This is a genomic window from Streptomyces sp. IMTB 2501, assembly GCF_001953885.1.
Classification (GTDB): Bacteria; Actinomycetota; Actinomycetes; order Streptomycetales; family Streptomycetaceae; genus Streptomyces.
This window is the reverse complement of sequence record NZ_MQUS01000019.1, coordinates 151057-174091: the sequence shown is the minus strand read 5'-3', so window position 1 is coordinate 174091 and position 23035 is coordinate 151057. Positions and strand designations below refer to the sequence as shown.

Below are 23035 nucleotides of genomic sequence, written 5' to 3'. Positions count from 1 at the left end.
GTTCGGCTGTCCGGGTTGGCGGGTGTCGGGTGCGGCTGGCGGGGGTGGCCGGGTTTCGGGTGCGGCTGGCGGGGGTGGTGGGCTTTGAGCGCGGCCGACGGGGCTGGCGGGTTTCGAGCGTGGCCCGCGGGACTGGCGGGCTTCGAGCGCGGCTGGAGTGTGCCGATAGCCTTCGGCCGTGACCGCAACCCTCATCTGGATCCTCGTCGCGCTTGTCGCGATCGGCGTGTACCTCAGCTGGACGGCCGGGCGGCTGGACCGGCTGCACGTGCGGATGGACGCCGCGCGGGCCGCGCTCGACGCGCAGCTGCTGCGCCGGGCCTCCGTCGCGCAGGAACTCGCGACCTCGGGTGTGCTGGACCCGGCCGCCTCGATCGTGCTGTACGAGGCCGCGCACGCGGCCCGGCAGGCCGAGGAGGAGCAGCGGGAGGTCACCGAGAGCGAGCTGAGCCAGGCGCTGCGCGCGGTGTTCGAGGACCCGGCCCAGGTGGAGGCCGTACGGGAGGCCCCGGGCGGCGAGGAGGCGGCCCGTGAGCTGGCCGAGGCCGTCCGCCGGGTCCCGATGGCCCGCCGCTTCCACAACGACGCCGTGGGAGCCGCCCGAAGGCTCCGCGAGCACCGCAAGGTCCGCTGGTTCAGGCTGGCCGGCCACGCCCCGTTCCCGCTGGCCTTCGAGATGGACGACGAGCCGCCCGCGGCTCTGGTGGAACGGGCCGCCTGAACCCCAGGTGGACGAAAAGGATCCACCGGCTTGCCATTGGCCCTTGCTGTGGCCTGCTCCACTCGCGTTTCCTCATCGGTGCAGAAATCCTCTTTCCCGTCAGTGAGGTCACCCGTGTCCACCACCGAGAACCAGGCTCCCGAGACCGGCACCGCCCGCGTGAAGCGCGGTATGGCCGAGCAGCTCAAGGGCGGCGTGATCATGGACGTCGTCACGCCGGAGCAGGCGAAGATCGCCGAGGACGCGGGCGCCGTCGCCGTCATGGCCCTGGAGCGGGTCCCCGCCGACATCCGCAAGGACGGCGGCGTGGCCCGCATGTCCGACCCGGACATGATCGAGGGGATCATCGACGCCGTCTCCATCCCGGTCATGGCCAAGTCCCGTATCGGCCACTTCGTCGAGGCCCAGGTGCTGCAGTCCCTCGGTGTCGACTACATCGACGAGTCCGAGGTCCTCACCCCGGCCGACGAGGTCAACCACTCCGACAAGTGGGCCTTCACCACCCCGTTCGTGTGTGGTGCCACCAACCTGGGCGAGGCCCTGCGCCGCATCGCCGAGGGCGCCGCGATGATCCGCTCCAAGGGCGAGGCCGGCACCGGCAACGTCGTCGAGGCCGTGCGCCACCTGCGCCAGATCAAGAACGAGATCGCCAAGCTGCGCGGCTTCGACAACCACGAGCTGTACGCCGCCGCCAAGGAGCTGCGCGCCCCCTACGAGCTGGTCAAGGAGGTCGCCGAGCTGGGCAAGCTCCCGGTGGTCCTCTTCTCCGCCGGCGGCGTGGCCACCCCGGCCGACGCGGCCCTGATGCGCCAGCTCGGCGCCGAGGGCGTGTTCGTCGGCTCCGGCATCTTCAAGTCCGGCGACCCGGCCAAGCGCGCCGCCGCCATCGTGAAGGCCACCACCTTCTACGACGACCCGAAGATCATCGCGGACGCGTCCCGCAACCTCGGCGAGGCCATGGTCGGCATCAACTGCGACACCCTCCCCGAGACCGAGCGCTACGCCAACCGCGGCTGGTAAGGGCACCGGATCACATGAACACCCCCGTCATAGGCGTCCTGGCCCTCCAGGGCGACGTACGGGAGCACCTCATCGCCCTGGCCGCGGCCGACGCCGTGGCCAGGCCGGTGCGGCGCCCCGAGGAACTCGCCGAGGTCGACGGCCTCGTCCTGCCCGGCGGCGAGTCCACCACCATCTCCAAGCTGGCCATCCTGTTCGGCGTGATGGAGCCCCTGCGCGCGCGCGTGCAGGACGGCATGCCCGTCTACGGCACCTGCGCCGGCATGATCATGCTCGCCGACAAGATCCTCGACCCGCGTTCGGGCCAGGAGACGATCGGCGGCATCGACATGATCGTGCGCCGCAACGCCTTCGGCCGCCAGAACGAGTCGTTCGAGGCCGCGGTCGACGTGCGGGGCATCCCGGGCGATCCTGTGGAGGGCGTCTTCATCCGCGCCCCCTGGGTGGAGTCCGTGGGCGCCGGAGCCGAGGTGCTCGCCGAGCACGACGGCCACATCGTCGCCGTCCGCCAGGGCAACGTGCTCGCCACGTCGTTCCACCCCGAACTGACCGGCGATCACCGTGTGCACTCCCTGTTCGTCGACATGGTGCGCGCCAACGGGACCTCGGAGTCCTTGTAGGATCTCTGGCGTTCGTTCATAGATGGGTTACGCGAAGGAGACAGGCAGATGTCCGGCCACTCTAAATGGGCCACGACGAAGCACAAGAAGGCCGTGATCGACGCCAAGCGCGGCAAGCTCTTCGCGAAGCTCATCAAGAACATCGAGGTCGCGGCGCGCATGGGCGGCGTCGACCTCGACGGCAACCCGACGCTCTACGACGCCGTCCAGAAGGCCAAGAAGCAGTCGGTCCCCAACAAGAACATCGACTCCGCGATCAAGCGCGGTGGCGGTCTCGAGGCCGGCGGTGCCGACTACGAGACGATCATGTATGAGGGCTACGGCCCGAACGGTGTCGCGGTGCTCATCGAGTGCCTCACCGACAACCGCAACCGCGCCGCCTCCGACGTGCGTGTCGCCATGACCCGCAACGGCGGCTCCATGGCCGACCCGGGCTCGGTGTCGTACCTCTTCAACCGCAAGGGCGTCGTCATCGTCCCGAAGGGCGAGCTGTCCGAGGACGACGTGCTCGGTGCCGTCCTGGACGCGGGCGCCGAGGAGGTCAACGACCTCGGCGAGTCCTTCGAGGTGCTCAGCGAGGCCACCGACCTGGTCGCGGTCCGCACCGCCCTCCAGGAGGCCGGGATCGACTACGACTCCGCCGAGGCCAACTTCGTCCCGACCATGCAGGTCGAGCTGGACGAGGACGGCGCCAGGAAGATCTTCAAGCTCATCGACGCGATCGAGGACAGCGACGACGTGCAGAACGTCTTCGCCAACTTCGACGTGAGCGACGAGATCATGGAGAAGGTCGACGCGTAACGCTGCCGCGCGCTTCGCAGGTCTCACGGGCCGACGGGACAACCCGTCGGCCCGTCGCCGTACCGGGCGCCGGTGCATCGCGTTGTCAGTGCCAACCGATAGCCTGCACAAACAGCTGATCGAGTCGGCGAAGGGAGGGGGACGCGGTGCGTGTACTGGGGGTGGACCCGGGGCTGACCCGGTGTGGTGTCGGTGTCGTGGAGGGGGTCGCGGGCCGTCCGCTCACCATGCTCGGCGTCGGTGTCGTCCGCACACCCATGGACGCCGACCTCAGCCACCGCCTCCTCGCCGTCGAGCAGGGCATAGAGCAGTGGCTGGACGAGCACCGGCCCGAGTTCGTCGCCGTCGAGCGCGTCTTCAGCCAGCACAACGTCCGTACGGTGATGGGCACCGCCCAGGCCAGCGCCGTGGCCATGCTGTGCGCCGCCCGGCGTGGCCTCCCCGTCGCGCTGCACACACCGAGCGAGGTCAAGGCGGCCGTCACCGGCACCGGACGGGCCGACAAGGCGCAGGTCGGCGCCATGGTGACCCGGCTGCTGCGGCTCTCCGCACCGCCCAAACCCGCAGACGCCGCCGACGCCCTCGCGCTCGCCATCTGCCACATCTGGCGCGCCCCCGCGCAGAACCGGCTCCAGCAGGCGGTCGCCCGCCACACAGTCAACGCAACGAAAGGCCGTACGGCATGATCGCCTTCGTCAGCGGCACGGTCGCCGCGCTCGCCCCCGACGCCGCGGTCGTCGAGGTCGGCGGCGTCGGCATGGCCGTCCAGTGCACACCGAACACACTGTCCACGCTCCGCATGGGCCAGCCCGCCAAGCTGCACACCTCGCTCGTCGTCCGCGAGGACTCGCTGACCCTGTACGGCTTCGGCGACGACGACGAGCGCCAGGTCTTCGAGCTGCTGCAGACGGCGAGCGGCGTCGGCCCGCGCCTGGCCCAGGCGATGCTCGCCGTGCACACCCCGGACGCGCTGCGCCGCGCCGTCACCACCGGTGACGAGAAGGCACTCACCGCGGTCCCCGGCATCGGCAAGAAGGGTGCGCAGAAGCTGCTGCTGGAGCTGAAGGACCGGCTCGGCGAACCCGTCGGGACAGCACCCGCGATCGGCGCGCCGGTCACCCAGGGCTGGCGCGACCAGCTGCACGCGGCCCTGATCGGCCTCGGCTACGCCACCCGCGAGGCCGACGAGGCGGTCGCGGCCGTGGCTCCGCAGGCCGAAGCCACCGGCGGCACGCCCCAGGTGGGTCAGCTGCTGAAGGCCGCCCTGCAGACCCTGAACCGCGCCCGCTGACCCCCCACGACGATCGAGGCTCTGCACATGAACTGGGACGACACGACCGACACCCCCGCCGCCGAGCGGCTCGTCGGTGCGTCCGCCGACCGGGAGGACCAGGCCGTCGAGGCCGCCCTGCGCCCCAAGGACCTCGGCGAGTTCATCGGCCAGGAGAAGGTCCGCGAACAGCTCGACCTCGTCCTGCGGGCCGCACGCGCGCGGGGCGCCACCGCCGACCATGTGCTGCTCTCCGGTGCGCCCGGCCTCGGCAAGACCACCCTGTCGATGATCATCGCGGCCGAGATGGGCGCCCCCATCCGCATCACCTCCGGCCCCGCCATCCAGCACGCCGGCGACCTCGCCGCGATCCTCTCCTCCCTCCAGGAGGGCGAGGTCCTCTTCCTCGACGAGATCCACCGGATGTCCCGGCCCGCCGAGGAGATGCTGTACATGGCGATGGAGGACTTCCGCGTCGACGTCATCGTCGGCAAGGGCCCCGGCGCCACCGCGATCCCGCTGGAGCTGCCCCCGTTCACCCTGGTCGGCGCGACCACGCGCGCGGGCCTGCTGCCGCCCCCGCTGCGCGACCGCTTCGGCTTCACCGCCCACATGGAGTTCTACGAGCCGCACGAGCTGGAGCGCGTCGTACACCGGTCGGCGAACCTGCTCGACGTCGAGATCGAGCCGGACGGCGCCGCCGAGATCTCCGGTCGCTCCCGGGGCACACCCCGGATCGCCAACCGCCTGCTCCGCCGTGTCCGGGACTATGCGCAGGTCAAGGCGGACGGCCTGATCACCCGGGAGATCGCCGCGGCGGCCCTCGCCGTCTACGAGGTCGACGGCCGCGGTCTCGACCGACTCGACCGCGCGGTCCTGGAAGCCCTGCTGAAGCTGTTCGGCGGCGGCCCGGTCGGCCTGTCCACGCTGGCCGTCGCGGTGGGGGAGGAGCGGGAGACCGTCGAGGAGGTCGCCGAACCCTTCCTCGTGCGGGAGGGGCTCCTCGCCCGCACGCCACGAGGCCGTGTCGCCACGCCGGCCGCCTGGGCGCACCTGGGCCTGACCCCGCCCCGCTCGGTTACCGGGGGAAACGGACAACAAGATCTGTTCGGGGCCTGACGGCCCCGTGATGGCGCCGTGATCTCTCTGTGACGGCGGAGGCATTGGCCTGAGCAGGAACCCAGGTGCCATGCTGAGCGTTGTTCCATGCGCGCGGACTCGCTTAGACTCCGCCGATGCCGCCCTTGCGGGCGGCGCCGACCACACCCCCGTCAACAGGCCGCTCTCCGCCGCGGTCGCGCGAAGGAAATTCCGTCCCGTGAATGCCTTTACCCTTCTCCCCTTCATCGTGCTCATCGCGGCCATGTTCCTGATGACACGTTCGGCCAAGAAGAAGCAGCAGCAGGCCAGCCAGATGCGGAACGAGATGCAGCCCGGCTCCGGTGTCCGCACGATCGGGGGGATGTACGCGACGGTCAAGGAGGTGGGCGAGGACACGGTCCTCCTCGACGCCGGCCCTGGTGTCGAACTCCTCTTCGCCAAGAACGCGATCGGCGCCGTTCTCACCGACGACGAGTACAACCGCATCGTCCACGGCATCGAGCACGACCTGAAGTCCGACGCCGACATCGTCCCGGACGACGCCTCCTCCCTCACCGAGAGCGACGAGTCCGACTCGCCCGCTGCCGCCGCCTCCGACGACAAGGCCGTCGACCTCGGTAAGAAGGACGCCAGCGAGGACGGTACCGACGCGGCCGAGGCCGCCGAGGCCAAGGCGGACGACGAGCCGAAGAAGACCGACGGCGACTCCGACGCGAAGTAGTCACGCCCCGGTGGTGCGCCAAGCGGCATAATCACGCCCCGCGCACCACCGGGCGTCTGTTTCCCGTACGGAGCAGCCCGACACCATGTCATGGCCGACCGCGCCGACCAACGCGGAGCGGCCCGAGAGGGAGTACGAGAAGGTGGCAGCACCTAAGAGGGGCCGGAGTGCGAGCGCCCAGAGCAAGCCAGGGCGCTCGCTGGCCCTCATCCTGATCGCCATCGTGGCGCTCACCGGAGGCATGTTCCTGTCCGGGAACACCACTCCGCGTCTGGGCATCGACCTCGCCGGTGGTACGAGCATCACGCTCAAGGCGAAGGCCGACCAGGGGTCCGCGATCAACAAGGCCAACATGGACACCGCGGTCGACATCATGAACCGCCGTGTCAACGGCCTCGGCGTCTCCGAGGCGGAGGTGCAGACCCAGGGGAACGACAACATCATCGTCAACATCCCCAAGGGCACCAACTCCAAGGAGGCCCAGCAGCAGGTCGGCACCACCGCGAAGCTGTACTTCCGCCCGGTCCTGGCCAGCGAGCCCAGCGGCGCCGGCGCCCAGAGCCCGTCGCCGAGCGCCTCCCCCAGCGGCAGCTCCTCGCCGAAGCCGAGCGCGAGCCCCTCCCACAGCGCCTCCTCCAAGGAGAAGGCGTCCTCGTCCTCCACCGCGTCCCCCAAGGCCTCGGCGACCTCCCAGGGCCGCGCCGTCACCGGCGCGCTGAAGGCCGGCTCCACTCCCTCGCCGAGCGGCTCCGCCTCCGGCAGCTCCACGCCGAAGGCCACCCCGTCGGCCTCCGCCGGCGCCAGCGCGGAGGCCGCCAAGCTGCAGGCCCAGTACGCCGCCCTGGACTGCACCAAGCCCGACCAGCGGGCCAAGGTCGGAGGCGCCGCCAAGCCCGGCGACCCCACGGTGGCCTGCGGCCAGATCAAGAAGGTCTGGTACAAGTACGTGCTCGGCCCGGCCGCCGTGGACGGCACCGAGGTGAAGAACGCCGCCGCCCGGTTCGACACCCAGGGTGCCTCCGGCTGGCAGGTCGTGATGAACTTCACCTCCAGCGGTTCCAAGAAGTTCGCGGACGTCACCGGCCAGCTGGCGAAGAACCAGGCCCCGCAGAACGAGTTCGGCATCGTCCTCGACGGCGAGGTCGTCTCCAGCCCGTACGTGAGCCAGGCCATCACCGGTGGCCAGGCGGAGATCTCCGGCAGCTTCACCCAGCAGGACGCCCAGAGCCTCGCCAACATGCTGTCGTACGGCGCTCTGCCGCTCTCCTTCCAGGAGCAGTCCGTCACCACCGTCACCGCCGCGCTCGGCGGTGAGCAGCTGCACGCCGGTCTGCTCGCCGGCGCGATCGGCCTCGGGCTGGTCGTGCTCTACCTGGTGGTCTACTACCGCGGTCTCTCGCTCGTCGCCATGGCTTCGCTGCTGGTCTCTGCGATCCTCACCTACGTGATCATGTCGCTGCTCGGCCCGGCCATCCACTTCGCGCTGAACCTGCCGGCGGTCTGCGGTGCCATCGTGGCCATCGGTATCACCGCGGACTCGTTCATCGTGTACTTCGAACGCATCCGGGACGAGATCCGCGAGGGCCGCTCGCTGCGCCCCGCCGTCGAGCGGGCCTGGCCGCGCGCCCGGCGCACCATCCTGGTCTCCGACTTCGTGTCGTTCCTCGCGGCCGCCGTCCTGTTCATCGTGACCGTCGGCAAGGTCCAGGGCTTCGCGTTCACGCTCGGCCTGACCACCGTCCTCGACGTGGTCGTCGTCTTCCTCTTCACCAAGCCGCTCATGACGCTGCTCGCCCGCCGCAAGTTCTTCGCAGGCGGTCACAAGTGGTCCGGTCTCGACCCGAAGAGCCTGGGTGCCAAGCCGCCGCTGCGCCGCACCCGCCGTCCCGCCGGTCCTGTCGCCGGCTCTGTCGACCCGAAGGAGGCCTGAGCGATGTCGAAACTCGGCAACCTCGGCGCTCGACTGCACCGCGGCGAGATCTCGTACGACTTCGTCGGCAAGCGCAAGATCTGGTACGGCGTCTCCATCCTGATCACCATCACGGCCATCGTCGGCCTGGCGGTGCGCGGCCTGAACATGGGCATCGAGTTCAAGGGCGGCGCGGTCTTCACCACGCCGACCAGGATGAGCACCTCGGTGGCCCAGGCGGAGACGTACGCCAAGGACGCCTCCGGCCATGAGGCGATCGTGCAGAAGCTCGGCAACGGCAGCCTGCGCATCCAGATCGCCGGTATCGACACCGGCCAGTCCGACAAGATCAAGCAGGAGCTGGCCAAGGACCTGAACCTCAACCCCGAGAAGCTCGCCGCCGACCTGGTCGGCCCGAGCTGGGGTGAACAGATCGCCAACAAGGCCTGGGAGGGCCTGGGCATCTTCATGGTGCTCGTCGTGATCTACCTGGCCATCGCCTTCGAGTGGCGCATGGCCGTGGCGGCCCTGGTCGCGCTGATCCACGACATCACCATCACGACCGGTATCTACGCCCTGGTCGGCTTCGAGGTCACCCCCGGTACGGTCATCGGTCTGCTGACGATCCTCGGTTACTCGCTCTACGACACGGTCGTCGTCTTCGACAGCCTCAAGGAGCAGACGAAGGACATCACCAGGCAGACCCGCCTCACCTACAGCGACATCGCCAACCAGTCGATCAACGGCACGCTGGTCCGCTCGATCAACACCACCGTGGTCGCCCTGCTGCCGGTGGCCGGCCTGCTGTTCATCGGCGGCGGCTTCCTCGGCGCGGGCACGCTGAACGACATCTCGCTGTCGCTGTTCGTCGGTCTCGCCGCCGGTGCCTACTCCTCGATCTTCATTGCCACGCCGCTCGTCGCCGATCTCAAGGAGCGAGAGCCGGCGATGAAGTCCCTCACCAAGCGGGTCCTGGCCAAGCGCGCCCAGGCCGCCGCCGAGGAGGACCTCGCTGCGGACCGCGCCGCCGACGACGAACCCGCCGACGCGGCCCCCGCCGTCGTGGGCCCCCGCAACCAGCCCGCGTCCCGCGGCCGGGGCCGCGGCCGACCCTCCGGGAAGCGGCGATGACCGACGTCAAGGAGCTGCTGCTCAGCCGTATCCGCGATGTCGCGGACTACCCCGAGCCGGGCGTGATGTTCAAGGACATCACCCCGTTGCTGGCGGACCCGGCCGCGTTCACGGCGCTCACCGACGCGCTGGCCGGGATCGCCACGAACACCGGCGCGACCAAGGTCGTCGGCCTGGAGGCCCGGGGCTTCATCCTCGGCGCGCCGGTCGCGCTGCGCGCGGGCCTCGGCTTCATCCCGGTCCGCAAGGCGGGCAAGCTGCCCGGGACGACGCTGCGACAGGCGTACGACCTGGAGTACGGCTCGGCCGAGATCGAGGTGCACGCGGAGGACCTGGCCGCGGGGGACCGCGTCCTGATCGTGGACGACGTCCTCGCCACAGGGGGTACGGCCGAGGCCGCGATCCAGCTGATCCAGCGCGCCGGTGCCGATGTCTCCGGCCTTGCGGTCCTGATGGAACTGGGCTTCCTGGCGGGCCGGGCCCGGCTGGAGCCCGCCCTGGACGGGGCGCCGCTGGAGGCGCTGCTCCAGGTCTGAGCGGATTGCTGCACAAGCGGCCTCGGCGCTTCGCCGTAGGCCGCTTTGTGTTTCCCGCCCACACCGCCTGTACGGCATGCGGCGCCGGGTGCGGGTGGCCTCCGCGGGCCGTCGCCGTCCACTTCCAGGTCACCCCCCGCACGCCCCCGAAGCACCCGGAATCCACCTCCCGGAATCAGGCGGGAGCCTCCCGTGTTTCAGCAGTGAATGGTCCTCACTTCCGCCTGAAGGCGATGACCAGCCGCAGGATCGCTACCATGGGGTCTCCGGAGCCTGACCGGGGGACCCGGATCGCGCACGAGGAGCCCTCTTGCCAGACGAGGCCCAGCCACTGACCGCCGCCAAGCCCGAGCCCGCCTCGGCGCCCGCGGCCAAGCCCGCGCCACACGCGTCCAACGCGAAGAACGACACCCGCGGGCCGATCGAGCACGCCCAGTCCGCGCCCGTCGAAAAGGCTGCCGAGGCCGCGCGTCCCAAGCCGGCCCCGGCCGAGCGCCCGGTGCAGCCGCCCGTGGTGCGCCAGCCCGCCGGTCAGACCCGCACCGGCTCCTCCAACCGCGTCCGCGCCCGTCTGGCCCGCCTCGGTGTGCAGCGCGCGAACCCCTACAACCCGGTCCTGGAGCCCCTGCTGCGGATAGTCCGCAGCAACGACCCCAAGATCGAGAACTCCACGCTTCGCCAGATCGAGCGTGCCTACCAGGTCGCCGAGCGCTGGCACCGCGGCCAGAAGCGCAAGAGCGGCGACCCGTACATCACGCATCCGCTCGCCGTCACCACCATCCTCGCCGAGCTGGGCATGGATCCGGCCACGCTGATGGCGGGGCTGCTGCACGACACCGTCGAGGACACCGAGTACGGCCTCGACCAGCTGCGCCGCGACTTCGGCGACACGGTCGCCCTGCTCGTCGACGGCGTCACCAAGCTCGACAAGGTCAAGTTCGGTGAGGCCGCACAGGCCGAGACCGTGCGCAAGATGGTCGTCGCCATGGCCAAGGACCCGCGCGTCCTGGTCATCAAGCTCGCCGACCGCCTGCACAACATGCGCACCATGCGCTACCTGAAGCGTGAGAAGCAGGAGAAGAAGGCGCGCGAGACGCTGGAGATCTACGCTCCGCTCGCCCACCGCCTCGGCATGAACACCATCAAGTGGGAGCTGGAGGACCTCGCGTTCGCGATCCTCTACCCCAAGATGTACGACGAGATCGTACGGCTCGTGGCCGAGCGGGCGCCGAAGCGTGACGAATACCTGGCCATAGTGACCGACGAGGTGCAGGCCGACCTGCGTGCCGCCCGCATCAAGGCGACCGTCACCGGCCGCCCGAAGCACTACTACAGCGTCTACCAGAAGATGATCGTGCGGGGTCGCGACTTCGCCGAGATCTACGACCTGGTGGGGATTCGTGTCCTTGTCGACACGGTCCGCGACTGTTACGCCGCCCTCGGCACCGTGCACGCGCGATGGAACCCGGTCCCCGGCCGGTTCAAGGACTACATCGCGATGCCCAAGTTCAACATGTACCAGTCGCTGCACACGACGGTCATCGGGCCCAACGGCAAGCCGGTCGAGCTGCAGATCCGCACCTTCGACATGCACCGCCGCGCCGAGTACGGCATCGCCGCGCACTGGAAGTACAAGCAGGAGGCCGTCGCCGGCGCCTCCAAGGTGCGTACGGACGTGCCCAAGGCCGGCAAGGACAAGGACGCCATCAACGACATGGCGTGGCTGCGGCAGCTGCTGGACTGGCAGAAGGAGACCGAGGACCCCGGCGAGTTCCTGGAGTCCCTGCGCTTCGACCTGTCCCGCAACGAGGTCTTCGTCTTCACCCCCAAGGGCGATGTCATCGCCCTGCCCGCCGGGGCCACGCCCGTCGACTTCGCGTACGCCGTCCACACCGAGGTCGGCCACCGCACCATAGGAGCGCGGGTCAACGGCCGGCTCGTACCGCTCGAATCCACCCTGGACAACGGCGACTTGGTGGAGGTCTTCACCTCCAAGGCGGCCGGGGCCGGGCCGTCCCGCGACTGGCTGGGCTTCGTCAAGTCGCCGCGGGCGCGCAACAAGATCCGGGCCTGGTTCTCCAAGGAGCGCCGGGACGAGGCGATCGAGCAGGGCAAGGACGCGATCGTCCGGTCGATGCGCAAGCAGAACCTGCCGATCCAGCGCATCCTCACCGGCGACTCCCTCGTCACGCTCGCACACGAGATGCGGTACTCGGACATCTCCGCGCTGTACGCGGCGATCGGCGAGGGCCATGTCTCCGCGCAGAACATCGTGCAGAAGCTCGTCCAGGCCCTCGGCGGGGAGGAGGCGGCCACCGAGGAGATCGACGAGGCGGTCCCGCCGTCCCGCAGCCGCAGCCGCAAGCGCCGCTCCAGCGCCGACCCGGGTGTCGTCGTCAAGGGCGTCGAGGACGTCTGGGTCAAGCTGGCCCGCTGTTGTACGCCCGTGCCCGGCGACCCGATCATCGGCTTCGTCACGCGCGGCAGCGGCGTATCGGTTCACCGCAGCGACTGCGTCAACGTCGAGTCACTGTCCCGCGAGCCCGAGCGCATCCTGGACGTCGAGTGGGCGCCCACCCAGTCCTCGGTCTTCCTGGTCGCCATCCAGGTCGAGGCCCTCGACCGCTCCCGGCTGCTCTCGGACGTCACCCGGGTCCTGTCCGACCAGCACGTCAACATCCTCTCCGCGGCCGTCCAGACCTCCCGCGACCGGGTGGCCACCTCCCGGTTCACCTTCGAGATGGGTGACCCGAAGCACCTCGGCCACGTCCTGAAGGCCGTACGGGGCGTGGAGGGCGTGTACGACGTCTACCGCGTGACCTCCGGGCGGAGCCGGTCGTAAGGCCGCGTGTAACCCGTAAGGACGTATGTGAAAGGGCCCCGTACGCGCGTACGGGGCCCTTTCACATACTGCTGAGGGAACTAGCCGCCGAACTCCTGCAGGCCCTTCAGAGCCTGGTCCAGGAGCGCCTGGCGGCCCTCCAGCTCGCGCTCCAGCTTGTCGGCCTTGGCGTTGTTGCCCTGGGCGCGGGCCTGGTCGATCTGACCCCGCAGCTTGTCCACGGCGGCCTGCAGCTGACCGGTCAGACCCTCGGCACGCGCGCGTGCCTCCGGGTTCGTCCGGCGCCACTCGGCCTCCTCGGCCTCCTGGAGAGCCCGCTCGACCGTGTGCATCCGGCCCTCGACCTTCGGACGCGCGTCCCGCGGGACGTGGCCGATGGCCTCCCAGCGCTCGTTGATCGAGCGGAAGGCGGCCCGCGCAGACTTCAGATCGCCGATCGGCAGGAGCTTCTCGGCCTCCTCGGCCAGCTCCTCCTTCAGCTTCAGGTTCTCCGACTGCTCCGCGTCCCGCTCGGCGAACACCGAGCTGCGGGCGGCGAAGAACACGTCCTGGGCGCCGCGGAAGCGGTTCCACAGGTCGTCCTCATGCTCGCGCTGGGCGCGGCCCGCGGCCTTCCACTGCGCCATCAGCTCGCGGTAGCGGGCCGCGGTCAGACCCCAGTCCGTCGAACCGGACAGCGCCTCGGCCTCGGCGACCAGCCGCTCCTTGGTCCGGCGGGCCTCCTCGCGCTGCGCGTCCAGCTGCGCGAAGTGCGCCTTGCGCCGCTTGGAGAAGGCCGACCGGGCGTGCGAGAAGCGGTGCCACAGCTCGTCGTCGGACTTGCGGTCCAGCCGGGGCAGCCCCTTCCAGGTGTCCACCAGCGACCGCAGCCGCTCACCGGCGGAGCGCCACTGGTCGGACTGCGCCAGCTGCTCCGCCTCGATGACCAGGTCCTCCTTGGCCTTACGGGCCTCGTCGGACTGCTTGGCCCGCTGCTGCTTGCGCTCCTCGCGACGCGCCTCGACGGTCGCCACGAGCTTGTCCAGGCGCCCCCGGAGCGCGTCCAGGTCGCCGACCGCGTGGTGTGCGTCCACCTGCTCGCGCAGGTGGTCGATCGCGGTCTGGGCGTCCTTCGCCGAGAGGTCGGTGGTCTGTACTCGCTTCTCGAGGAGGCCGATCTCGACAACCAGGCCCTCGTACTTGCGCTCGAAGTAGGCCAGCGCCTCCTCAGGGGAGCCGGCCGCCCAGGATCCGACGACCTGCTCGCCGTCGGCCGTACGCACGTACACGGTCCCCGTCTCGTCGACGCGGCCCCACGGGTCGCTGCTCACAGCGCCTCCTCCACATGATGCCTGCGGGGGCTTCGGCGCCCCGGGCATCGTCCACAGTTTCGTCACGGCCAACATAGGCGACCAGCGGGTTGCCTGTCCGCATCCAGCGCGACCGAAATTCCGCAGTTGGCCGTCTTGGGTTTGAGGACGGTGTCAGGACTTCGTCACCGTCGCCTTGTTGATCACCACGGTCGCGTTCGGAGCGGTGTTGCCCGTGGACGGGTCGGCCGGCTGGGCGCCGGCGGCGGCGATCTTCTGCAGCACCTTCATGCCCGCGTCCGAGACCGTGCCGAACGGGGTGTACTGGGGCGGCAACGGGCTGTCCTTGTAGACGAGGAAGAACTGGCTGCCGCCGGTGTGCTTCTGACCGGTGTTGGCCATCGCCACCGTGCCCGCCGGGTACGTGTTGCCCTTCAGGCTCTTGTCCTTCAGGTTCTCGTCCGGGAGCGTGTAGCCGGGACCGCCCATGCCGGTGCCCTGCGGGTCGCCGCACTGCAGCACATAGATGCCGGTCGTGGTCAGCCGGTGGCATTTGGTGTGGTCGAAGAAGCCCTTGCCGGCCAGGAAGTCGAACGAGTTCACCGTGTGCGGGGCCGCCGCCGTCTTCAGGTCGATGTCGATGTCACCGCACGTCGTGGCCAGCTTCATCGTGTACTTGGCCGACGCGTCGATCGTCGTCGCCGGCTCCTTCTTCCAGCTCAGCTTCTGTGCCGAGCCGGCCGCCGGCTTCGCGCACGGGTCCGCTGCCTTGCTCGGCGTGGCGCTGGGCGTGACGTCCGCGGCGGTGTTGGACTTCTTGTTGTCGCCCTTCAGCACATCGGTCGTGTACAGCGCGACACTCCCGATCACGATCACGCCCAGTACCGACGCGATCACGGAATTGCGCACGCGGGCCTTGCGCCGCGCATTGGTGCGCCGCTGCTGCTGCCGCAAGAACTTCTCCCGGGCGAGCTGACGCCGCCGCTGCTCCTGGCTGACCACCGGGTTCTCTCCTCATGCGTGTCGTGTGTCGACCGGTACGCGTGCGTCCTCGTGAGCCGACCGCTGCGTGTAGCCCCGTACCGTATATGGGTTCGCTGAGGAAACGGCAGCGCCGGTAGGCTCTGACTGCAGCTGAAGCCGCCTGTAATCGACACAACGAAGGACGATCGTGCTCATTGCCGGGTTCCCCGCCGGGGCCTGGGGGACGAACTGTTATCTCGTCGCCCCCGCCGCCGGTGAGGAGTGCGTGATCATCGACCCCGGCCACCAGGCCGCCGAAGGCGTCGAGGAAGCACTGAAGAAGCATCGGCTCAAGCCCGTCGCCGTCGTCCTCACCCACGGCCACATCGACCACGTCGCCTCGGTCGTCCCGGTCTGCGGCGCACACGACGTACCGGCCTGGATCCACCCCGAGGACCGCTACATGATGAGCGACCCCGAGAAGGCGCTCGGCCGGTCCATCGGCATGCCGCTGATGGGCGAGCTGACCGTGGGGGAGCCGGACGACGTCCGGGAGCTGACGAACGGCACCACCCTCGAACTGGCGGGCCTCACGTTCTCCGTCGCACACGCGCCGGGCCATACCAAGGGGTCGGTGACCTTCCGGATGCCCGAGACCGCCGACATCCCGTCGGTGTTCTTCTCAGGGGATCTGCTGTTCGCCGGCTCCATCGGACGCACCGACCTGCCGGGCGGATCCATGGCGGACATGCTCGAGTCGCTGGCCCGCGTGTGCCTGCCGCTCGACGACTCCACCGTGGTGCTGTCCGGCCACGGCCCCCAGACGACCATCGGCCAGGAGCGCGCCGCCAACCCCTATCTGCGGCAGGTGGCGGCAGACCGCCAAGGTCACGGCGCGGACATGAGCACCGCTCCCCGACGAGGAATGTGACGAGAGAGCTTTCCGTGAGTACCTTCCAGGCCCCCAAGGGCACGTACGACCTGATCCCGCCGGACTCCGCCAAGTACCTGGCCGTCCGCGAGGCGATCGCGGCCCCGCTGCGCAACTCCGGCTACGGCTACATCGAGACGCCCGGCTTCGAGAGCGTCGAACTGTTCGCGCGCGGTGTCGGCGAGTCCACCGACATCGTGACCAAGGAGATGTACGCCTTCGAGACCAAGGGCGGCGACAAGCTGGCCCTGCGTCCCGAAGGCACCGCCTCCGTCCTGCGCGCGGCCCTTGAGGCCAACCTGCACAAGTCGGGCAACCTCCCGGTCAAGCTCTGGTACTCGGGCTCGTACTACCGCTACGAGCGCCCGCAGAAGGGCCGGTACCGGCACTTCTCCCAGGTCGGCGCCGAGGCGATCGGCGCGGAGGACCCGGCGCTGGACGCCGAGCTGATCATCCTGGCCGACCAGGCGTACCGCTCGCTCGGCCTGCGCGACTTCCGCATCCTGCTCAACAGCCTCGGCGACAAGGAGTGCCGGCCGGTGTACCGGGCCGCGCTGCAGGACTTCCTGCGCGGACTGGACCTGGACGAGGACACCCTGCGCCGTTCGCAGATCAACCCGCTGCGCGTCCTCGACGACAAGCGCGAGTCGGTCCAGAAGCAGCTCACGGGAGCCCCGCTGCTGCGCGACTACCTGTGCGACGCGTGCAAGGCGTACCACGAGGAGGTCCGCGACCTGATCACCGCGGCGGGCGTCGCCTTCGAGGACGACCCGAAGCTGGTGCGCGGCCTGGACTACTACACCCGCACCACCTTCGAGTTCGTGCACGACGGTCTGGGCTCGCAGTCCGCGGTGGGCGGCGGCGGCCGCTACGACGGCCTGTCCGAGATGATCGGCGGCCCCGCGCTGCCGTCCGTCGGCTGGGCCCTCGGCGTCGACCGCACGGTCCTCGCCCTGGAGGCCGAGGGCGTGGAGCTGGACCTCCCGTCCACGACGTCGGTCTACGCCGTGCCGCTCGGCGAGGAGGCCCGCCGGGTGCTGTTCACGAAGGTCACCGAACTGCGCAAGGTCGGCGTCGCGGCGGACTTCTCGTACGGCGGCAAGGGCCTGAAGGGCGCCATGAAGAACGCCAACCGCAGCGGCGCCCGCTACACGATCGTGGCCGGCGAGCGCGACCTCGCCGACGGCGTCGTCCAGCTCAAGGACATGGAGTCCGGCGAGCAGACGGCGATCGGCGTGAACGAGATCGTGGCAGAACTCGAGGCCCGGCTCGGCTAGCGGCCGGCACAGGGCGCCGGGACCCTCCCGGCGCCCTGCTCACTGCTCCAGCAACCCGTACCGCAGCGCGCTCGTCACCGCCGCCGTACGGTCGTCCACCCCCAACTTCCCGAAGATCCGCAGCAGATGAGTCTTGACCGTCGACTCACCGATGTACAGACGGCGTCCTATCTCGGCGTTGGTGCAGCCCTCGGCCACCAGACGCAGGACGGCCGTCTCGCGGGCGGACAGGCGGGGGCGTTCCGGCCTGGTGCGGAGCTGGTCGACCAGGCGGGCCGCCACCGACGGGGCCAGCACGGTCTCGCCGCGTGCGGCCGCCCGTACCGCGTCCGCCAGTTCACGCCGGGGCAGGTCCTTCAGGAGATAGCCCGCGGCGCCCGCCTCCACGGCCCGCAGGATGTCCCGGTCCGTTTCGTACGTCGTCAGGACCACCACCCGGCACGGCAGCCCGGCCGCGGTCATCCGTACGATCGACTCCACGCCGGAGCCGCCCGGCATGCGCAGGTCCATCAGCACGATGTCCGGGCGCAGCTTTGCCGCCAGCGCCTCCGCCTGCGGCCCGCTCGCCGCGTCGCCGACCACCTCCAGGTCCGGTTCGGCGCTCAGCATGGCGCGCAGTCCCTCCCGTACGACGGGGTGGTCGTCGGCCAGGACGATCCGGATCACGGGGTCTCACTCCTCAGGGCGGCGGGGGCGGGCAGGCGTACGGTCACCGTCGTACCGTCGCCGGGTGCGCTGCGGACGGCGGCGCTGCCGCCCACCTCGGCGGCGCGGGCCCGCAGCCCCGCCAGACCGTATCCGCCGGACACCGTGGCGGGACGGAATCCGCAGCCGTCGTCGTGGACGGACACGGTGAGCGTGTCGTCGGCATAGCGCAGCCGGACCTCGACCCGTGCCGAACTCCCCGCGTGTTTCCGGGCGTTGGTCAGCGACTCCTGGCAGGCCCGCAGGGCCACCACCTCCACGCCCGCGGGGAGCGCGCGCACCGGGCCGGTCACCTCCAGTGCCGCCGAGTGCCGGGCGGTCAGGCGGTCCAAGGCGTCCGGCAGGGAGGTGCCCGCCAGGTCGGCGGGTGCGCCGCCCGCCACCAGCGCGCGAGCCTCGGCGAGGTTGCGGCGGGCCGTCTCGTCCATGAGGGCCAGATGGCGGCGGGCCTGCGCCGGGTCGGAGTCGAGTTCCGCGTCCACGGCCTGGACCAGCATCAGCAGGCTGGTGAACCCCTGGGCGAGGGTGTCGTGGATCTCGCGGGCCAGCCGCTCCCGTTCGGCGAGGGCCCCGTGCGCGGCCGACAGCCGGGCCACCTCGTGCCGGCTGGCGTCCAACTCGGCGATCAGTTCCGCCCGTTCCATGCTCTGCTCGATGATCCGGATGATCCAGGCGCCGACGACCGTCGAGAACGCCAGACTGACCACGGCGAACAGCGCGTTGGCGAACAGGTCCCCGGCACCCGGCCGCCACAGCAGCGCCCAGCCCGCGACCGGCGCCAGGTTGATCACGGCCACCACCGCCAGCGCGCCGCGCATCCGCAGCGTCATGAAGCACTGGGGGATCAGCGCGAACGAGACCAGCCGGGTCTCGCCCGCCAGGACCGCCGACGGCAGGAACAGCGCCAGCGCCCCGGCCAGATACCACAGGGCCCGGCGCCCGCCCGGAGGGTCCTCCGCGAGCATGCGGCGGCCGAACAGCGCGTACCAGGGCACCAGCGGCACGAGCAGCCCGGCCGCGACCGCGCGCACCGGCCCCGCGGGATGCTCCGCGCCGAGGACGAGGGCCAGCGTGGCCACCCATGCGACGGCGAAGTAGACGTCCCAGAGCCGGATCGCGCGGTCCCAGGCATCGACGTCCCGGGCCCGGCCGCCCGTCACCCGTCGCGCCGGTTCTTCCACCGGAAGGTCAGCAGGCACAGCACCAATCCTCCGACGCACCACGCGCCCAGCACCATGGCGATCCGCCCGAACTCCCAGGCGTGCGCCTGCTCCAGCACCTTCGCCGAGTCGGGCAGGAACACACCCCGCAGGCCCTGGCACAGCCACTTCAGCGGGAACAGGGCGCCGATGTCGAGCATCCAGCCGGGAAGGGTGTTCACGGCGATGTAGACCCCGGAGACGAACTGCAGCAGCAGGAAGGGCAGGACAACGACGGAACTGGCGCTCTTCGCCGACCTGGGCACCGAACTGACGGCGATGCCGAGCAGCGCGCACGCGGTCAGCCCGAGCACGAAGATCCAGGCGAAGTCGAACCAGCGGCCGGGGTCGGACGGCAGATGGACGCCGTAGAACCCCGTGCCGACGGCGAGCAGGATCGCGGTCTCCAGGACGCCGGTGAACAGAACCAGCCAGATCTTGCCCAGGAAATAGGCCGCCGGCGGCATCGGCGTGCCCCGCAGCCGGCGCAGCACCTTCTCGTCCCGTTCGACGGCGATGGAGATGCCGAGCGACTGGAAACTCGTCGACATGATCCCGGAGGCCGTCATCGCGGGCACGTACAGCTGGGAGGAGGTGATCCCGGCGCCCCGGACGTCGTCGCGGAAGATCGACGCGAACAGGAAGAGGAACACCACCGGGAAGGCGAAGGTGAAGACCACCTGTTCGCGTTGCCGGAAGAACTGCTTGATCTCCAGAGCGCCCCGCCGCAGCCCGAGCGACCAGGCGCCGGGCAGGGAGGCGGACTCGCGGGCGGTGGCACGTGCGCTGGTCGTGGTCATCGCACGGCCTCCTGTCCGGTCAGCCGGAGATAGACGTCCTCCAGGGTGGGGCGGGTCACGGTCAGTCCGGGTATCTCGCCGTCGAAGCGGCGCATCAGCCCGGCGACGGTCCGGGTCGGTGTGGCGGTGTGCTCCGTGTGCGGGGAGCCGCCGGGTTCCGTCCAGCTGACGGTGGCCCCACCGCCGTAGCGCCGGCGCAGGCCGGCGGGTGTGCCCTCGGCGACGACCCGGCCCTTCGCGACGACCGCGATCCGGTCCGCGAGGGTCTCGGCCTCCTCCAGGTAGTGCGTGGTGAGCAGGATCGTCGTGCCCCCGTCGGCGAGCAGCCGGATCAGATCCCAGAACTGGCGCCGGGCGGCAGGGTCGAAACCGGTGGTCGGCTCGTCCAGGAGCAGCAGCTCCGGATCGCCGATCACACCGAGCGCCACGTCCAGGCGGCGCCGCTGACCGCCGGAGAGGGCCTTGATCCGGCTGCGCGCCTTCGCTTCGAGGCCGACCAGGCGGATGACCTCCTCCGCATCGCGCGGGTGCGGGTAGTAGCGGGCGAAGTGCCGTACCGTCTCGCGCACCGTCAACTCCGCGGGCGCCGATTCGTCCTGCCAGACGATTCCCACACGGGACCTCCACGCGCGTGTGCCCGCCGCCGGGTCCGCGCCGAGCACGGACACCTCGCCCCCGTCCCGTGACCGGTTGCCCTGGAGGATCTCCACCGTGGTGCTCTTGCCGGCGCCGTTCGGCCCGAGCAGCCCGAACACCTCACCGCGCCGGATACCGAGATCCAGCCCGTCCACCGCGGTCACGCCCCCGTACCGCTTGCGCAGCCCCCGGACGTCCACCGCGAAGTCGTTCGCGTGTGCTGTCATGCCCTTGAGCATCGGCCGGAACCGAACGGTCCGTGACCACCGTGCGTACGTCCTTATGTCCTCCGAACGGTGGACACACGGGTGCGTGCGGCACAATGAGCCCGAGCCCGAAGATGGTCCAACTCTCAAGTGACGGAATCGGCGTGATGAGCAAGACGACAGTCAATGACGTCTCCACCACGGAGTCGGGTCCGGAGCGTGCCGCCGGCACCGCGCGCACGGTGGGCGGCAGCCGTGCCTTCGCTCTGCTGCTGCTGATCACCGGCGCGGCCGGACTGCTGGCCGCCTGGGTCATCACCATCGACAAGAACAAGATCCTTGAGGCGAAGGCCGTCGGGAAGACGTTCACACCGGGCTGCAGCGTCAACCCGATCGTGTCCTGCGGCAGCGTCATGGAGAGCAAGCAGGCGGCCGTCTTCGGCTTCCCGAACCCCATGCTCGGCCTGGTCTGCTACGGCATCGTCATCTGCGTCGGCATGAGCCTGCTGACCGGCACACGCTTCCCGCGCTGGTACTGGCTGACCTTCAACTTCGGCACGCTCTTCGGCGTCTGCTTCGTCACCTGGCTGCAGTTCGAGTCCCTGTACCGGATCAACGCGCTGTGCCTGTGGTGCTCGCTGGCCTGGGCCGCCACGATCACCATGTTCTGGTACGTGACCTCGTTCAACGTCCGCAACGACTTCCTGCCCGCGCCGGGCTGGCTGAAGCGGTTCCTCGCCGAGTTCACCTGGGTCGTCCCGGTCACCCACTGCGGCGTCATCGCCATGCTGATCCTCACCCGCTGGGGCAGCCAGCTCTGGGCCTAGGCACGCACATCTGCCGCGTTGCCGTCGGTCGCCGACGCTCCCCCGAATCTGACGCCACGGCCTGGGGCCTGCCTTCCCGAAGCCCCCGGCCCGGCCGTGTTGTCAGTGCGGTGATTTAGGGTTTTGGACGTGGAACCCGACCTGTTCACCGCCGCAGCAGAAGCACGCCAGGAGAAGGACCCGGCAGGCAGCCCCCTGGCGGTGCGGATGCGCCCGCGCACCCTCGACGAGGTCGTGGGCCAGCAGCATCTGCTGAAGCCCGGCTCCCCGCTGCGCCGGCTGGTCGGCGAGGGCTCCGGCGGCCCCGCCGGACCGTCCTCGGTGATCCTCTGGGGCCCGCCCGGAACCGGCAAGACCACGCTCGCGTATGTGGTCTCCAAGGCGACGAACAAGCGGTTCGTGGAGCTGTCCGCGATCACCGCGGGCGTCAAGGAGGTCCGCGCCGTCATCGACGGAGCCCGCCGCGCCACCGGCGGCTTCGGCAAGGAGACCGTCCTCTTCCTGGACGAGATCCACCGCTTCAGCAAGGCCCAGCAGGACTCCCTGCTCCCCGCCGTCGAGAACCGCTGGGTGACGTTGATCGCGGCCACCACGGAGAACCCGTACTTCTCGGTGATCTCCCCCTTGCTGTCCCGCTCGCTCCTGCTGACCCTCGAACCGCTCACCGACGACGACATCCGCGGCCTGCTCAAACGCGCCCTGACCGACGAGCGCGGCCTGAAGGACGCCGTCGGTCTGCCCGAGAACACCGGGGAGCACCTGCTGCGCATCGCCGGCGGCGACGCCCGCCGGGCGCTGACCGCCCTGGAGGCCGCCGCCGGCGCCGCCCTCGACCAGGGCGAGCGTGAGATCAGCCTCGAAACGCTGGAGCAGACGGTCGACCGGGCCGCCGTGAAGTACGACCGCGACGGCGACCAGCACTACGACGTCGCCAGCGCCCTCATCAAGTCCATCAGGGGCTCCGACGTCGACGCGGCCCTGCACTACCTGGCCCGCATGATCGAGGCCGGCGAGGACCCCCGCTTCATCGCCCGCCGCCTGATGATCTCCGCCAGCGAGGACATCGGCCTGGCCGATCCGAACGCGCTGCCCATCGCGGTCGCCGCGGCCCAGGCCGTCGCCATGATCGGCTTCCCCGAGGCCGCCCTGACCCTCAGCCACGCCACCATCGCCCTCGCGCTGGCGCCCAAATCCAACTCGGCGACCACCGCGATCGGCGCCGCCATGGAGGACGTACGCAAGGGCCTGGCAGGCCCGGTCCCGCCGCATCTGCGCGACGGGCACTACAAGGGAGCCGCCAAGCTCGGCCACGCCCAGGGGTATGTGTATCCGCACGACCTGCCCGAGGGCATCGCCCAGCAGCAGTACGCCCCGGACGCCCTGAAGGACCGCGAGTACTACACCCCGACCCGGCACGGCACCGAGGCGCGGTACGCGGACGCGGTGGAGTGGACCAGGAAGCACCTCGGTCGCAGACGGTCCTGAGCGCCCTGTAGACTTCTCCGAAGTGCTGAGTCCCGCGCAGTCAGA

Annotated in this window: 22 protein-coding genes; 16 read left to right on the top strand and 6 right to left on the bottom strand. The window is 70.3% G+C overall.

Annotated elements, in window-relative coordinates; genetic code table 11:
- The first annotated feature begins 178 nt into the window (after nucleotides 1-178).
- From AV521_RS29350 to relA, 12 genes are all read left to right on the top strand, one after another.
- Nucleotides 179-721 carry a hypothetical protein gene (locus AV521_RS29350; protein WP_076092403.1) on the top strand — a complete coding sequence of 181 codons (543 nt, stop codon included), beginning with the start codon at nucleotides 179-181 and terminating at the stop codon, nucleotides 719-721.
- A gap of 114 nt (nucleotides 722-835) precedes the next feature.
- Complete coding sequence (pdxS, locus tag AV521_RS29345) at nucleotides 836-1741, top strand: pyridoxal 5'-phosphate synthase lyase subunit PdxS (RefSeq protein WP_023552068.1); 906 nt, start codon at nucleotides 836-838, stop codon at nucleotides 1739-1741.
- 14 nt (nucleotides 1742-1755) lie between these two features.
- The gene (pdxT, locus tag AV521_RS29340; protein ID WP_076092401.1) at nucleotides 1756-2361 is read left to right on the top strand and encodes a pyridoxal 5'-phosphate synthase glutaminase subunit PdxT; all 606 of its coding nucleotides are present in this window, start codon (nucleotides 1756-1758) and stop codon (nucleotides 2359-2361) included.
- 48 nt (nucleotides 2362-2409) lie between these two features.
- Nucleotides 2410-3162 carry a YebC/PmpR family DNA-binding transcriptional regulator gene (locus tag AV521_RS29335; protein ID WP_076092399.1) on the top strand — a complete coding sequence of 251 codons (753 nt, stop codon included), beginning with the start codon at nucleotides 2410-2412 and terminating at the stop codon, nucleotides 3160-3162.
- A 146-nt stretch (nucleotides 3163-3308) separates the two neighbouring features.
- Nucleotides 3309-3848: a crossover junction endodeoxyribonuclease RuvC gene (gene ruvC / locus AV521_RS29330; protein WP_076092397.1), complete on the top strand. Its 540-nt coding sequence runs from the start codon at nucleotides 3309-3311 to the stop codon at nucleotides 3846-3848.
- The gene (gene ruvA / locus AV521_RS29325) at nucleotides 3845-4453 is read left to right on the top strand and encodes a Holliday junction branch migration protein RuvA (protein WP_076092395.1); all 609 of its coding nucleotides are present in this window, start codon (nucleotides 3845-3847) and stop codon (nucleotides 4451-4453) included. Before ruvC ends, ruvA begins: the two co-directional genes overlap by 4 nt.
- A gap of 27 nt (nucleotides 4454-4480) precedes the next feature.
- On the top strand, nucleotides 4481-5551 hold the full coding sequence (gene ruvB / locus AV521_RS29320) for a Holliday junction branch migration DNA helicase RuvB (RefSeq protein ID WP_076092393.1): 1071 nt from the start codon (nucleotides 4481-4483) through the stop codon (nucleotides 5549-5551).
- Nucleotides 5552-5750: 199 nt separating this feature from the next.
- Nucleotides 5751-6254 carry a preprotein translocase subunit YajC gene (yajC, locus tag AV521_RS29315; RefSeq protein ID WP_076092391.1) on the top strand — a complete coding sequence of 168 codons (504 nt, stop codon included), beginning with the start codon at nucleotides 5751-5753 and terminating at the stop codon, nucleotides 6252-6254.
- Between the two features lie 142 nt (nucleotides 6255-6396).
- On the top strand, nucleotides 6397-8184 hold the full coding sequence (gene secD, locus AV521_RS29310) for a protein translocase subunit SecD (RefSeq protein WP_179023458.1): 1788 nt from the start codon (nucleotides 6397-6399) through the stop codon (nucleotides 8182-8184).
- A 3-nt stretch (nucleotides 8185-8187) separates the two neighbouring features.
- Nucleotides 8188-9294, top strand: a complete 1107-nt coding sequence (secF, locus tag AV521_RS29305) for a protein translocase subunit SecF (RefSeq protein WP_076092389.1) — start codon at nucleotides 8188-8190, stop codon at nucleotides 9292-9294.
- Entirely contained in the window at nucleotides 9291-9830 is a 540-nt protein-coding gene (locus tag AV521_RS29300; RefSeq protein WP_076092387.1) for an adenine phosphoribosyltransferase, read from the top strand. The genes secF and AV521_RS29300 overlap by 4 nt, the downstream gene beginning before the upstream one ends.
- A gap of 310 nt (nucleotides 9831-10140) precedes the next feature.
- Nucleotides 10141-12672: a GTP pyrophosphokinase gene (relA, locus tag AV521_RS29290; RefSeq protein WP_076092383.1), complete on the top strand. Its 2532-nt coding sequence runs from the start codon at nucleotides 10141-10143 to the stop codon at nucleotides 12670-12672.
- Nucleotides 12673-12752: 80 nt separating this feature from the next.
- Here relA and AV521_RS29285 read toward each other — a convergent pair whose 3' ends face one another.
- Together AV521_RS29285 and AV521_RS29280 are read right to left on the bottom strand one after the other, a co-directional pair.
- Complete coding sequence (locus AV521_RS29285; RefSeq protein WP_076092381.1) at nucleotides 12753-13982, bottom strand: DUF349 domain-containing protein; 1230 nt, start codon at nucleotides 13980-13982, stop codon at nucleotides 12753-12755.
- A gap of 153 nt (nucleotides 13983-14135) precedes the next feature.
- The gene (locus AV521_RS29280; RefSeq protein ID WP_076092379.1) at nucleotides 14136-14963 is read right to left on the bottom strand and encodes a peptidylprolyl isomerase; all 828 of its coding nucleotides are present in this window, start codon (nucleotides 14961-14963) and stop codon (nucleotides 14136-14138) included.
- 169 nt (nucleotides 14964-15132) lie between these two features.
- On the opposite strand from AV521_RS29280, the gene AV521_RS29275 reads away from it, so the two are divergent.
- Together AV521_RS29275 and hisS are read left to right on the top strand one after the other, a co-directional pair.
- Entirely contained in the window at nucleotides 15133-15855 is a 723-nt protein-coding gene (locus AV521_RS29275; protein WP_076092377.1) for an MBL fold metallo-hydrolase, read from the top strand.
- Between the two features lie 14 nt (nucleotides 15856-15869).
- Complete coding sequence (hisS, locus tag AV521_RS29270) at nucleotides 15870-17132, top strand: histidine--tRNA ligase (protein WP_076092375.1); 1263 nt, start codon at nucleotides 15870-15872, stop codon at nucleotides 17130-17132.
- Nucleotides 17133-17171: 39 nt separating this feature from the next.
- Here the strand turns inward: hisS and AV521_RS29265 are convergent, their stop codons facing one another.
- Genes AV521_RS29265 through AV521_RS29250 form a run of 4 tightly spaced genes read right to left on the bottom strand, consistent with a single transcriptional unit; the run spans nucleotide 17172 to nucleotide 20699 of the window.
- Nucleotides 17172-17798 carry a response regulator transcription factor gene (locus AV521_RS29265; RefSeq protein ID WP_076092373.1) on the bottom strand — a complete coding sequence of 209 codons (627 nt, stop codon included), beginning with the start codon at nucleotides 17796-17798 and terminating at the stop codon, nucleotides 17172-17174.
- On the bottom strand, nucleotides 17795-19036 hold the full coding sequence (locus AV521_RS29260) for a sensor histidine kinase (RefSeq protein WP_079249455.1): 1242 nt from the start codon (nucleotides 19034-19036) through the stop codon (nucleotides 17795-17797). The genes AV521_RS29265 and AV521_RS29260 overlap by 4 nt, the downstream gene beginning before the upstream one ends.
- Nucleotides 18994-19836: an ABC transporter permease gene (locus AV521_RS29255; protein WP_076092369.1), complete on the bottom strand. Its 843-nt coding sequence runs from the start codon at nucleotides 19834-19836 to the stop codon at nucleotides 18994-18996. Before AV521_RS29255 ends, AV521_RS29260 begins: the two co-directional genes overlap by 43 nt.
- Nucleotides 19833-20699 carry an ABC transporter ATP-binding protein gene (locus tag AV521_RS29250; RefSeq protein WP_076092430.1) on the bottom strand — a complete coding sequence of 289 codons (867 nt, stop codon included), beginning with the start codon at nucleotides 20697-20699 and terminating at the stop codon, nucleotides 19833-19835. The genes AV521_RS29255 and AV521_RS29250 overlap by 4 nt, the downstream gene beginning before the upstream one ends.
- A gap of 146 nt (nucleotides 20700-20845) precedes the next feature.
- Between AV521_RS29250 and AV521_RS29245 the strand changes: the two genes are divergently transcribed.
- The gene (locus AV521_RS29245) at nucleotides 20846-21505 is read left to right on the top strand and encodes a vitamin K epoxide reductase family protein (RefSeq protein WP_076092367.1); all 660 of its coding nucleotides are present in this window, start codon (nucleotides 20846-20848) and stop codon (nucleotides 21503-21505) included.
- Nucleotides 21506-21634: 129 nt separating this feature from the next.
- Complete coding sequence (locus AV521_RS29240; protein WP_076092428.1) at nucleotides 21635-22990, top strand: replication-associated recombination protein A; 1356 nt, start codon at nucleotides 21635-21637, stop codon at nucleotides 22988-22990.
- The last annotated feature ends 45 nt before the right edge of the window (nucleotides 22991-23035 follow it).

Coding starts and splice junctions, on each gene's coding strand:
- ruvA (WP_076092395.1), top strand. CDS start 3,845: ATGATCGCCTTCGTCAGCGGCACGGTCGCCGCGCTCGCCCCCGACGCC.
- AV521_RS29250 (WP_076092430.1), bottom strand. CDS start 20,699: ATGACAGCACACGCGAACGACTTCGCGGTGGACGTCCGGGGGCTGCGC.
- pdxT (WP_076092401.1), top strand. CDS start 1,756: ATGAACACCCCCGTCATAGGCGTCCTGGCCCTCCAGGGCGACGTACGG.
- AV521_RS29255 (WP_076092369.1), bottom strand. CDS start 19,836: ATGACCACGACCAGCGCACGTGCCACCGCCCGCGAGTCCGCCTCCCTG.
- AV521_RS29300 (WP_076092387.1), top strand. CDS start 9,291: ATGACCGACGTCAAGGAGCTGCTGCTCAGCCGTATCCGCGATGTCGCG.
- AV521_RS29335 (WP_076092399.1), top strand. CDS start 2,410: ATGTCCGGCCACTCTAAATGGGCCACGACGAAGCACAAGAAGGCCGTG.
- secF (WP_076092389.1), top strand. CDS start 8,188: ATGTCGAAACTCGGCAACCTCGGCGCTCGACTGCACCGCGGCGAGATC.
- AV521_RS29245 (WP_076092367.1), top strand. CDS start 20,846: ATGAGCAAGACGACAGTCAATGACGTCTCCACCACGGAGTCGGGTCCG.
- ruvB (WP_076092393.1), top strand. CDS start 4,481: ATGAACTGGGACGACACGACCGACACCCCCGCCGCCGAGCGGCTCGTC.